We start from the raw sequence: 11,650 nt of genomic DNA on the forward strand, positions 1-11,650 counted from the left end.
GTGCAGGCGCTCTCCAGCGTCGTCACCGCCAGCTACAACCTCGCCGGCGCCGTCGGCCGCCTCACCGCCCGCGACCTCGCCCTCCCCGTCGCCCAGTACGACATGGAGGCCTACTACAACACCGTCCGCTCACGCTGGTTCGGAACGGGGGATTACAGCCAGGGCACGGGCCGCCGGCAGGAGGGCCGCTGAGCATGGCGCAGCCTCCCTATCGTCCGGACCCGGAGGAGCCGTCCATGGAGGACATCCTGGCCTCCATCCGCAGCATCCTGAACGAGGAGGAGGAGCGCGACGCCCGGCCGCCGCCGCTCGACCTGACGGAGGAGATGCTGGTGCCTTCGCCCCGCGCCCCGGCCGGCGCGGACGCGCCGCCGCCGCCCGCGCGGCCGCCGCTGCCGCTGCGCCGGCTGGCCAATCTCGGCCCGTCGCCGGCCGCTCCGGCGGACGCCGCGCCGGCCGGCGGCTCCGCGGCCAGCGCCGCGGCCCGGATCGGGGCGCCGCGGCCATCGCCGGCACCCGGGCCCATGACGGCGCCCGTGGCGGCGCCGGCCGAGCCGGCGGTGCCCGCGCCGAAGCCGGGGCTGCCGGTGGCATTGCCGGCGCCCCTGCCCATGCCGGCGGCGAAGGCGGGGCCGGCGCCCGAGCCGCGCCCCATGCCCGCCGAACCCATGCCCGCCGAACCCGTGCCCGCCAGGCTTGCGGTTGAGGAGCCGGCGGCCGCCAGGCCGGCGCCGCGGGTGCCGGAGCCGGCCGCCATGCCGCCCGCCAGCTCCGTGGAGGAGGCGCTGCTCGGACCCGTGGCCGCCGCCGCCGCCGCGGCCGCGCTGGGCCAGCTCGCCCGCGCCGTGACCGAGGACCGCCACGCGCCGGTGACGCGCCAGGGCGGCGCCAGCATCGAGGACGTGGTGCGCGAGGAGCTGCGCCCGCTGCTGAAGGCCTGGCTGGAGCAGCACCTGCCGCCCATGGTGGAGCGGCTGGTGAAGGCCGAGATCGCGCGCGTCATGTCGGGCGGCAGGCCGGGCTAGGAAGCCCCGGGGGCGGCTTTTCCGCGCCCCCGGCCCGCTGCCTCTTGACGGCGGCGCGGCGCCCGCACAAGCGTGCGCCCATGCTCGACAAGACCCTCTCGCCCGCCAGTTTCGAACAGCGCCTCTATGAAGGGTGGGAGGCGGCCGGCAGGTTCGGCGCCAACCCCGCCAGCGGGGCGGCGCCGTTCACCATCATGATCCCGCCGCCCAACGTCACGGGCAGCCTCCATATCGGCCACGCGCTGACCTTCACGATCCAGGACATCCTGGTCCGCTGGCGGCGCATGCAGGGGCGGGACGCGCTGTGGCAGCCGGGCACCGACCATGCCGGCATCGCCACGCAGATGGTGGTGGAGCGGCTGCTGGCCGGGCAGGGGATCGACCGGCGCGAGATCGGGCGCGAGAAGTTCCTCGAGCATGTGTGGGAATGGAAGGCGCAGTCGGGCGGCAACATCACCCGCCAGCTCCGCCGCCTCGGCGCCAGCCTGGACTGGCCGCGCGAGCGCTTCACCATGGATGAGGGCCTCTCGGCGGCGGTGCGCGAGGTGTTCGTCACGCTGCACGAACAGGGGCTGATCTACCGCGACCGCCGGCTGGTGAACTGGGACCCCAAGTTCCAGACCGCCATCTCCGACCTGGAGGTGGAAAGCCGCGAGGTGAAGGGCAGCCTGTGGCACCTGCGCTACCCGGTGGAAGGGGAGGCGGGGCGCTTCATCGTGGTGGCGACCACCCGCCCCGAGACCATGCTGGGCGACACCGCCATCGCCGTGCATCCGGAGGACGGGCGGTTCCGCGACCTGGTGGGCAAGTTCGCCATCCTGCCGCTGGTGGGCCGGCGCATCCCCATCGTGGCGGACGAGTATTCGGACCCCGAGAAGGGCTCGGGCGCGGTGAAGATCACCCCGGCGCACGACTTCAACGACTTCGCGGTGGGCAAGCGGCACGGCCTCGCCATGCCGTCGGTGCTGGACGCGGACGGGCATGTGATGCTCGACGAGATCGCCGCCGACTTGCAGGCGGTGGAGGGCGTGGCGGAGCCGGACTTCGTGCGGAGCCTCGCCGGGCAGGACCGCTTCGCGGCGCGCAAGGCCATCGTGGCGGAGCTGGAGCGGCTGGAGCTGGTCGAGACGATCGAGCCGCACACCCATGCCGTGCCGCATGGCGACCGCTCCGGCGTGCCGATCGAGCCGCGGCTGACGCTGCAATGGTATTGCGACGCGGCGACCCTGGCCAGGCCCGCCATCGAGGCGGTGGAGACCGGGCGCACCGAGTTCGTGCCCAAGCACTTCGAGAACATCTTCTTCTCCTGGATGCGCGACATCCAGCCCTGGTGCATCTCGCGCCAGCTCTGGTGGGGGCACCAGATCCCGGCCTGGTACGCGCCGGATGGCAGTGTCTTCGTGGCCCGCACGGAGGCGGAGGCGCTGGCCCAGGCCCGCGCCAGGCTGGGCGACGGGGTGACGCTGGCGCGCGACCCGGACGTGCTGGACACCTGGTTCAGCTCCGCGCTCTGGCCGTTCAGCACCCTCGGCTGGCCGGAGAGGACGCCGGAACTTGAAAAATACTACCCCGGCGACGTGCTGGTGACGGGCTGGGACATCATCTTCTTCTGGGTCGCCCGGATGATGATGATGGGCCACCACTTCATGGGCGATGTGCCCTTCCGCACCGTCTACATCCATGGCCTCGTCCGCGACGAGAAGGGCCAGAAGATGTCGAAGTCGAAGGGCAACGTCATCGACCCGCTGGAGCTGGTGGAAAGCTACGGCACGGATGCGCTGCGCTTCACCATCGCCTCCCTCGCCACGCCGGGGCGCGACGTGAAGCTCGGCCGCAAGCGCGTCGAGGATTTCCGCTCCTTCGGCACCAAGCTGTGGAACGCGGCGCGGTTCTGCGAGATGAACGGGATCGCGCCCGACCCGTCCTTCGATCCCTCCAAGGTCGAGACGCCGCTGGCGCGCTGGATCCTCGATGCCGCCAACGCCGCCATCGCCGAGGCGACGGCCGCGCTGGAAGCCTACCGCATGGATGACTATGCGGGCGCCTGCTACCGCTTCGTCTGGAACAGCTTCTGCGACTGGTTCCTGGAATTCGCCAAGCCCGCCCTCGGCGGCGAGGACGGGGCGGAGAAGGCCGAGGTGAAGGGCGCCGCGCAGCATGTGCTGGGCACCATCCTGCGCCTGCTGCACCCGGTGATGCCCTATGTCACCGAGGAGCTGTGGGACCGCTTCGGCTATGGCCCCGAATGCAGCCTGATCGGCGCGCCCTGGCCCGAGGCCGTGGCCGTGCCGGGCGCCGAGGCGGCGCGGGCCGAGCTGGACTGGCTGGTCGGGCTGATCTCGGCGGTGCGCGGCGTGCGCTCCGAGATGAACGTGCCGCCCTCCGTCATGGTGCCGCTGCTGCTGCAGGGTGCCAGCGACGAGACGCTGGCGCGCGGCGGGCGCTGGACGGACGCCATCCGCCGCCTGGCGCGCGCCACCGAGTTCCGCGCGCTCGGCGCGGGCGAGGCGCCGAAGGGCGTGGCGCAGGTCGTCGTCGCCGAGGCCACCGTGCTGCTGCCGCTGGCCGAGGTGATCGACCTCGGCGCCGAGCGGGCGCGGCTGGCCAAGGAGCGGGACAAGGCCGCGGCCGAGGGCGCCAAGGTGGAGCAGAAGCTGGCCAATGCCGACTTCGTCGCCCGCGCCAAGCCGGAGGTGGTGGAGGAGAACCGCGAGCGCCTCGCCGCCGCCCGTGCCGAGATGGCCCGGCTGGAGGCGGCGCTGGCGCGCATCAGCGGGTGACAGTCACGGCCCCCGCGCCGGGCGGGGGCCAGGGCCGCGCCCGATCGCCGGCTTACTCGGGTTGCCGGCGGAAGCTTGTTGCGCGATACACCCACGGGGACGCAACAGAACGAAGGTCACGCCCGCATGGCTGAGCACAAATGGGATAAGTCGCGCCTGCCGAGCCGCCATGTGAGCGTCGGCCCGGAGCGCGCCCCGCACCGCTCCTACTACTATGCCATCGGCATGACGGAGGAGGAGATCGCCCAGCCGCTGGTGGGCGTCGCCACCTGCTGGAACGAGGCCGCGCCCTGCAACATCGCGCTCAACCGCCAGGCGCAGAGCGTGAAGCAGGGCGTGAAGGAGGCCTTCGGCACGCCGCGCGAGTTCACCACCATCACGGTGACCGACGGCATCGCCATGGGCCACCAGGGCATGAAGTCCTCGCTCGCCTCGCGCGATGCCATCGCCGACACGGTGGAGCTCACCATGCGCGGCCATTCCTACGACGCGATGGTGACGCTGGCGGGCTGCGACAAGTCGCTCCCCGGCATGATGATGGCGATGCTGCGCCTGAACGTGCCGAGCGTGTTCATGTATGGCGGCTCGATCCTGCCCGGCAAGTTCCAGGGCCGCGACGTGACGGTGGTGGACGTGTTCGAGGCGGTCGGCCAGCACGCCGCCGGCAACATGTCCGACGAGGACCTGCACGCGCTGGAATGCGTGGCCTGCCCCTCGGCCGGCGCCTGCGGCGGGCAGTTCACCGCCAACACCATGGCGACCGTCTCGGAGGCCATCGGGCTCGCGCTGCCGGGCTCGGCCGGCGCGCCCGCGCCCTATGAGGACCGCGACAAGTGGGCGGTGGAATCCGGCCGGGCGGTGATGGAGCTGCTGAAGCGCAACATCCGCCCGCGCGACATCGTGACGAAGGAGTCGCTCTACAACGCGGCGCTGATCGTCGGCGCCACCGGCGGCTCCACCAATGCCGGCCTGCACCTGCCGGCCATGGCGCACGAGGCGGGGATCAGGTTCACCCTGCAGGACGTGGCCGAGATCATGCGCAAGGCGCCCTATATCGGCGACCTGAAGCCCGGCGGCCGCTACGTGGCCTATGACGTCTACAAGATCGGCGGCATCCCGGTGATCGTGAAGGCGCTGCTCGATGCCGGGCTGCTGCACGGCGACTGCATGACCGTCACCGGCAAGACACTGGCCGAGAACCACCGCGAGGTGATCTTCCCGCGCGACCAGGACGTGATCCGCCCCGTCTCCGAGCCGCTGTCGCCCACGGGCGGCGTGGTCGGGCTGAAGGGCAACCTCGCCCCGGACGGCGCCATCGTGAAGATCGCGGGCATGAAGACCCTGCGCTTCGAGGGCACGGCGCTGTGCTTCGACTGCGAGGAGGACGCCTTCAAGGCCGTGGACAGCCGCGCCTACAAGGAGGGCGACGTCATCATCATCCGCTACGAGGGCCCAAAGGGCGGCCCCGGCATGCGGGAGATGCTGTCCACCACCGCCGCCATCTACGGCCAGGGCATGGGCGACAAGGTGGCGCTGATCACCGATGGCCGCTTCTCCGGCGCCACGCGCGGCTTCTGCATCGGCCATGTCGGGCCGGAGGCGGCGGTGGGTGGGCCGATCGGGCTGCTGCGGAATGGCGACCGCATCGTCATCGACGCGGAGAAGGGCACGATCGACGTGCTGCTGTCCGACGAGGAGCTGGCGAAGCGCCGCGCCGAGTGGCAGCCGCGCCGCACCGACTACAATGCCGGCGCGCTGTGGAAGTACGCGCAGCTCGTGGGGCCTGCGCATCTGGGCGCCGTGACGCATCCCGGCGGCGCCGAGGAAACGCATTGCTACGCCGACATCTGAGCGTCCGGCGGGACTGACGCGAGGAGGAAGCGGGGGCCGGGGGAGAATTCGTTCTTCCCCGGTTTTTCCTTGCCGGGCCTGTCTTTCTTCGTAACGCCGCGCCCCGCTTCGTCATTCTTCCGCCCCAGCTTCGCCATGCTCGGCCCCCCAAGCTTCGGCCATGGACACCGCCGCCAAGGCACGGCGGGCGCCGCGGGATCCGCCCGCGGTGCCATGGGCCGCCCGCGCCGGACCTCGGGGTTCCGCGCCGGGCAGGGGAAGGACCGGCATGCTGAACCGTCGCACGTTGTTGGGTGGGTTGCTCGGGGGCCTCGCCGCCGCCCTGCCGCTGGCCGGGGCCGCGCGGGCGCAACCTCATGGGCCGCAGCCCGGTTATCATCCGCCTGGGAATCATCCGCCCGGCTATCCGCCGGGACGGCCGCCCGGCGCGCCGCCGGCCCCGCGCCCTGGCCCGCAGCCGGGACGCCGCCCGCCCCCGCCGCCGCCGCCGCGCCCCGATGGACCGCGCGGGCGCCCGCCCGAGCCGCGCGCGCGGTGGCAGCCCGGCCACTGGGCGTGGCGGGGCGGGAGCTATGACTGGGTGTCCGGCCGCTGGGTGCCGCCGCGTGGCCGTGGCCGCTGGCGCGAGGGCCGCTGGGTGGAGCGCCGGGGCCGCTGGGTCTGGGTCGAACCGGGTTGGAGGTGAGGATGATGCGCCGGTTGGTGACGTGCCTGCTGCTGGCGGGCGCCGGGCTGAGCCTGGCGGGATGCGTGGTCGTGCCGGCGCCGTCCTATTACGGCCCGCCGCGCGGCTACTACCACGCGCCGCCCCCGGCCTATCCGCCGCCCCCGCCGCGCTACCACCATCGCGGCTGGTGAGCGCGCGGGCCCGCTTCCCCCAGGGGGGGGGAGGCGGGCGGCGGCTCAGGCGAGGTCGATCAGCAGGGGGGTGTGGTCGGAGGGCTGCTCCTGGCTGCGCGGCGCGAGATCGACCCAGGCGGCGGAAAGCCGCTCGGCCAGGTCGGGCGAGAGCAGGGCGTGGTCGATCCGCAGGCCCCGGTTGCCCTCGAAGGCCGGGCCATAGTCCCAGTAGGTGTAGATCCGCTCGCCCGGGTGCAGGGCGCGCAGCGCGTCCGTCAGGCCCAGATGCTCGATCGCGCGGAAGGCCGCGCGGGTCTCGGGGCGCACCAGCGCGTCGGTCGCGGGAAGGGAGCCGGGCGCCAGGTCGAGCGCGGCCGGGCAGACGTTGAAGTCGCCGAGAATGGCGAAGGGGATGAAGGCGTCGAGCCGCGCCGCCGCGATCTCCCGCAGGCGCGCCATCCAGCGCAGCTTGTAGGCATAGCCCTCCGCGCCGCCGGAATTGCCGTTGGGCAGGTAGATGCCGGCCGCCTGGAGCCCTTCCGCCGCCACCTCCACATAGCGGGCGTGGCTGTCCTCCTCCTCGCCCGGGAGCGCCTCGGCCAGCACGGTGAAGTCCACGCGGCCCAGCACGGCCACGCCGTTGCGGCCGCCCGGCTGGCCCACCGCGTGGCAGCGGTAGCCGAACTTCTCGAACTCGGCGGCGGGAAACTCCTCCGTCTTGCACTTCAGCTCCTGGAGGAACAGGAGGTCGGGCTGGGCGGCTTCGAGGAAGCGGCAGAGATGCGGCACGCGCTTGCGCACCGAATTCACGTTGAAGCTGGCGAGGCGCACGCGCGGGGCAGCCGCTCAGCCGAGCGAGAAGGAGGCGCCGCAGCCGCAGCCCGAGGCCGCCTGCGGGTTCTTCACCGTGAAGTGGGCGCCGATCAGCTCGTCCGCCCAGTCGAGCTGGGCGCCGGCCAGCAGGTCGAGGCTCACGGGGTCGATCACCACGCGGGCGCCATCGCCCTCCAGCACCAGGTCGTCCTCCGCCACGGCGTCGTCGAGCTGGAAGGAATACTGGAAGCCGGAGCAGCCGCCGGCCAGCACCGCCACGCGCAGGCCGGCGCCGGGGCGGCCTTCCCGCGCGGCGATCTCGGCCACCTGGGCGAAGGCACGCGGCGTCACGGTGAATCGGGCGGTCAGGGTGCCATCGGGCATGGGCGGAAACTCCTTGCCGGCAAAGATAGGCCGGGCGGGGCGGAATTCCAACGCCGGCGGGCCGCGGGGCGGCGTTGCGGTGTTCCGGGGCGGCTGGTAAGGCCCGCCCGTCATGACCGACCTCGCCCCCTACGCCGTGCGCGCCGAGACCTCGCGCGGCCGCCTCCACCCGGAGCCGGCCAATGGCGTGCGCTCGCCCTTCCAGCGGGACCGGGACCGGATCATCCACAGCGTGGCCTTCCGCCGGCTGCAATACAAGACGCAGGTCTTCATCTACCACGAGGGCGACGAGTTCCGCACCCGGCTGACCCACAGCATCGAGGTGGCGCAGATCGCCCGCTCCATCGCCCGCCGGCTGCGTGTGGACGAGGACCTGGCCGAGGCGCTGGCGCTCGCCCACGACCTCGGCCACCCGCCCTTCGGCCATGCGGGGGAGGAGGCGCTGAACGGCGTGATGCGCCCCTATGGCGGCTTCGACCACAACGCCCAGAGCCTGAAGGCGGTGACGGTGCTGGAGAAGCGCTACGCCGAGTTCGACGGGCTGAACCTGACCTGGGAAACGCTGGAGGGGCTGGCCAAGCACAACGGCCCGATCCGCCGGCCCAGCCACTTCATGGCGGAATACGACGCGCTGCACCCGCTGGCGCTCGAAACCCATGCCTCGGTGGAGGCGCAGGTGGCGGCGCTGGCCGACGACATCGCCTACAACAACCACGACCTCGATGACGGGCTGCGCGCCGGGCTGTTCACGCTGGAGGAGGCGGCCGCCCTGCCGCTGATCGGCGGCATGGTGCGGGAGGTGCGGGAGCGCTACCCGGAGGCGCCGCGCGCCCGGCAGGCCAGTGAGGCGATCCGCCGCGTGATCAACCTGATGGTGCAGGACGTGGTGCAGGAATCGGAGCGCCGGCTGGAGGCCCTGTCGCCCGGCAGCGTGGACGCCGTGCGCGCCGCCGGCCGCCCCATGGTGGCCTTCAGCGCGCCGATGCGCGAGGCCAACCAGGAGGTGCGCGCCTTCCTGCGCGGGCGCATGTACCGCCACTGGCGCGTCAACCGCACCACCCAGAAGTCGCGGCGCGTGGTGCAGGTGCTGTTCAGCCTGCTGCATGGCGGCCCCGACATGCTGCCCCCCGAATGGCGCGACCGCGCCGGCGAGGCGGGCAGCGCCGCCTGCGCGGCCGCGGTGTGCGACTACATCGCCGGCATGACCGACCGCTTCGCGCTCGACGAGCACCGCCGCCTGACCGACCCCCACATCCCCGGCTGAATAGACGGACCCGCATGGAACAGAACAAAGCCGCGCCCCAGGACATCTTCGCCGCGCTGCGCGCCGGGGTGCTGGATTGCCTGCGCCGCATCCTGCCGGAACTGCCGGAGGAGGCGACCGCCAAGGTCGCCGTCGAGCCGCCGCGCGACCCGGCGCATGGCGACATGTCCACCAACGCCGCCATGGTGGTGGCCAAGGCCGCGCGCGTGGCGCCGCCGAAGCTGGCGGCCGAGCTGGCGGCCGCGCTGGCCGCGCTGCCCATGGTGGCGGAGGCCGCGCCGGCCGGCCCCGGCTTCGTCAACATCCGCCTGCGCGAGGACTACCTGCTCGGCCAGGTGCCGGTGATGCTGCGGGCGGGCGAGGCCTATGGCGACGGCACGCTCGGCAACGGCATCCGGATCAACGTGGAATACGTCTCGGCCAACCCGACGGGGCCGATGCATGTCGGCCATTGCCGGGGCGCGGTGGTGGGCGACGCGCTGGCCAACCTGCTGCACAAGGCGGGCTACGCCGTCACCAAGGAATACTACATCAACGACGCCGGCGCGCAGGTGCAGGCGCTCGCCTACGCCGCCTACTGGCGCTACCTCCAGGCCCTCGGCACCACCATGACCGAGGAGGACTACGCGCAGGCCGTGCCGGGCGGGCTGCAATATCGCGGCGAGTACCTGGTTCCGGTGGGCGAGGCGCTGAAGGGCGTGCACGGCGATTCGCTCGCCCCCGGCGCGCGCCCGGCCGATGCGGCGCTGTGGCTGAACACGGTGCGCGAGTTCGCGGTCGCCGAGATGATGGCGGCGATCCGCGAGGACCTGGCGGCGCTGGGCGTGGAGCACGACGTGTTCATCAGCGAGGCGCAGCTGGTGCGCGACGGCGTGGCCGACCGCGCCATCGCCGCGCTGGCGGAGAAGGGCCTCGTCTATGAGGGCGTGCTGGAGCCGCCCAAGGGCAAGACGCCGGACGACTGGGAGCCGCGCCCGCAGACGCTGTTCGCCTCGACGCGCTTCGGCGACGACGTGGACCGGCCGCTGCGCAAGTCCGACGGCTCCAACACCTACTTCGCCAACGACATCGGCAACCACGCCGACAAGATCGCGCGCGGCATGCAGCAGCTCGTGCAGGTCTGGGGCGCCGACCATGGCGGCTATGTGAAGCGCATGCAGGCGGCGACCAAGGCGCTTTCCGGCGGCGCCGTGCCGCTCGACGTGCTGCTCTGCCAGATCGTCAAGGTGATGAAGGGCGGCGAGCCCGTGCGCATGTCGAAGCGCGCGGGCACCTACATCACGCTGCGCGACCTGATCGACGAGGTGGGGCGCGACGCGGTGCGCTTCACCATGCTGACGCGCAAGAGCGACGCGCAGATGGATTTCGACCTCGACCGCGTGGTGGAGCAGTCGCGCGACAACCCGGTCTTCTACGTGCAGTATGCCCATGCGCGCTGCCGCTCGGTGCTGCGGCAGGCCGGCGAGCAGGGGCTGGCGGACGGGCTGGACGCCGTTCCGCTCGATGCGCTGCGCGACCCGGCGGAACTGGCGCTGATCCGCCGCCTGACCACTTGGCCGCGCACCGTGGAGGCTTCTGCTGCGGCGCGGGAGCCACACCGAATTGCCTTTTATCTCGGTGACTTGGCCAGCGACTTTCATATTTTGTGGAACCGCGGGCGGGATGATGCGACACTGCGCTTCATCCGGGCCGAGGAGCCGGAGGCCACGCGCGCCCGCTTGGCCCTGGTGGCCGCCACGGCCCTCATCATCCGCTCTGGCCTCCGGGTCATGGGCGTCGCACCGGTCGAGGAGATGCGATGAGGGAAGCGCCTATCCCTTCCTATCGGGTGCGGGAAGCCAGCGACGATGGCGGCTCCCGGCGCATGATGCTGATCGCCGGCGGCGTCGCCGGCACGCTGGCCCTGGGCGGGCTGGTGGGCTGGGCCGTCAGCAAGTACACCGACGACACGATCCCGGTGGTGGAAGCGGATTCACGCCCGATCAAGGTGCGGCCCGACGACCGGGGCGGGCTGCGCGTCGCCAACCAGGACGAGATCATCTTCGAGCGGCGCAACGCCAACGGCACCTATGAGCCGTCCGGCCGTCTCGGCCCGGCGGCCGAGGCGCCAAACCTGGATGCGCTCCGCGCCGCCACCATGCCGCCGCCCTCCCAGGTGGCGCCTTCTGCGGCGGCCCCTTCCCAGGCGGCACCCGCCCAGATGGCAGCACCCCAGGCCGCACCCGCGCAGCCGGCGCCGGAGACGGCCCCGCCCCGAGGCCAGGGCGGCGCGGCGGAGGGCAGCCCCGCCGCCGCGCCCCAGCCCGGCGCGGTGGCGCAGGCGCCGCTCCAGGCGCCGGCCCCCGCCCAGGCCGAGGCGCCACGGCCGGCGCCCGCTCCCGCTCCGGCTCCCGTTCAGGCCCCAGTTCAGGCCCCTGTTCAGGCAAGGGCCACGGGCGGGGTGGTGGTGCAGCTCGGCGCGCTCGATTCCGAATCCGGCGCCCGCTCCGAGTGGGATCGGCTGGCGCGCCGCGCGCCGGAGGTGTTGCAAGGCCGCGCCCCGCAGATCCTCCGCTTCGAGCGCGACGGCTACCCGACCATGTGGCGGCTGCGCACCGGCGGCTTCGACAGCCGCGCCAGCGCCAGCAGCTTCTGCGACACCATCAAGAGCCGCGGCGGCGCCTGCGCCGTCATCGGGGGCTGAGAAGGGCCGA

General features: G+C 72.8%; 10 protein-coding genes and 1 pseudogene. 9 read left to right on the plus strand and 2 right to left on the minus strand.

All coding sequences use genetic code 11. The features are described 5' to 3' along the window. The 6 genes and pseudogenes from CR162_RS01245 to CR162_RS22265 form a co-directional block, all read left to right on the plus strand. Positions 1-192 (plus strand): annotated as a pseudogene (locus CR162_RS01245) (hypothetical protein); the annotation flags it as partial. A gap of 2 nt (positions 193-194) precedes the next feature. Continuing rightward, complete coding sequence (locus CR162_RS01250) at positions 195-1,025, plus strand: DUF2497 domain-containing protein (protein WP_099093728.1); 831 nt, start codon at positions 195-197, stop codon at positions 1,023-1,025. Between the two features lie 80 nt (positions 1,026-1,105). Continuing rightward, on the plus strand, positions 1,106-3,805 hold the full coding sequence (locus CR162_RS01255) for a valine--tRNA ligase (RefSeq protein WP_099093729.1): 2,700 nt from the start codon (positions 1,106-1,108) through the stop codon (positions 3,803-3,805). A 126-nt stretch (positions 3,806-3,931) separates the two neighbouring features. Next, positions 3,932-5,656, plus strand: coding sequence for a dihydroxy-acid dehydratase (ilvD, locus tag CR162_RS01260; RefSeq protein WP_099093730.1), 1,725 nt, complete (start codon positions 3,932-3,934; stop codon positions 5,654-5,656). 268 nt (positions 5,657-5,924) lie between these two features. Beyond that, positions 5,925-6,341: a YXWGXW repeat-containing protein gene (locus CR162_RS23200; protein ID WP_218014821.1), complete on the plus strand. Its 417-nt coding sequence runs from the start codon at positions 5,925-5,927 to the stop codon at positions 6,339-6,341. Positions 6,342-6,343: 2 nt separating this feature from the next. Then, positions 6,344-6,514 carry a hypothetical protein gene (locus tag CR162_RS22265; protein ID WP_176559670.1) on the plus strand — a complete coding sequence of 57 codons (171 nt, stop codon included), beginning with the start codon at positions 6,344-6,346 and terminating at the stop codon, positions 6,512-6,514. Positions 6,515-6,559: 45 nt separating this feature from the next. On the opposite strand, the gene xth is transcribed toward CR162_RS22265, so the two are convergent. Next, complete coding sequence (xth, locus tag CR162_RS01270; protein WP_099093731.1) at positions 6,560-7,327, minus strand: exodeoxyribonuclease III; 768 nt, start codon at positions 7,325-7,327, stop codon at positions 6,560-6,562. 15 nt (positions 7,328-7,342) lie between these two features. After that, positions 7,343-7,693, minus strand: a complete 351-nt coding sequence (erpA, locus tag CR162_RS01275) for an iron-sulfur cluster insertion protein ErpA (RefSeq protein WP_099093732.1) — start codon at positions 7,691-7,693, stop codon at positions 7,343-7,345. 112 nt (positions 7,694-7,805) lie between these two features. On the opposite strand from erpA, the gene CR162_RS01280 reads away from it, so the two are divergent. Genes CR162_RS01280 through CR162_RS01290 form a run of 3 tightly spaced genes read left to right on the plus strand, consistent with a single transcriptional unit; the run spans position 7,806 to position 11,640 of the window. Continuing rightward, complete coding sequence (locus CR162_RS01280; RefSeq protein WP_099093733.1) at positions 7,806-8,957, plus strand: deoxyguanosinetriphosphate triphosphohydrolase; 1,152 nt, start codon at positions 7,806-7,808, stop codon at positions 8,955-8,957. A 14-nt stretch (positions 8,958-8,971) separates the two neighbouring features. Continuing rightward, a complete protein-coding gene (gene argS / locus CR162_RS01285; protein WP_099093734.1) occupies positions 8,972-10,759 on the plus strand; it encodes an arginine--tRNA ligase in 1,788 nt (595 codons plus the stop codon). After that, a complete protein-coding gene (locus tag CR162_RS01290) occupies positions 10,756-11,640 on the plus strand; it encodes an SPOR domain-containing protein (RefSeq protein ID WP_141563052.1) in 885 nt (294 codons plus the stop codon). The genes argS and CR162_RS01290 overlap by 4 nt, the downstream gene beginning before the upstream one ends. Positions 11,641-11,650 lie beyond the last annotated feature (10 nt).

The sequence above is a fragment of the Teichococcus rhizosphaerae genome (genome assembly GCF_002631185.1).
GTDB lineage: Bacteria > Pseudomonadota > Alphaproteobacteria > Acetobacterales > Acetobacteraceae > Pseudoroseomonas > Pseudoroseomonas rhizosphaerae.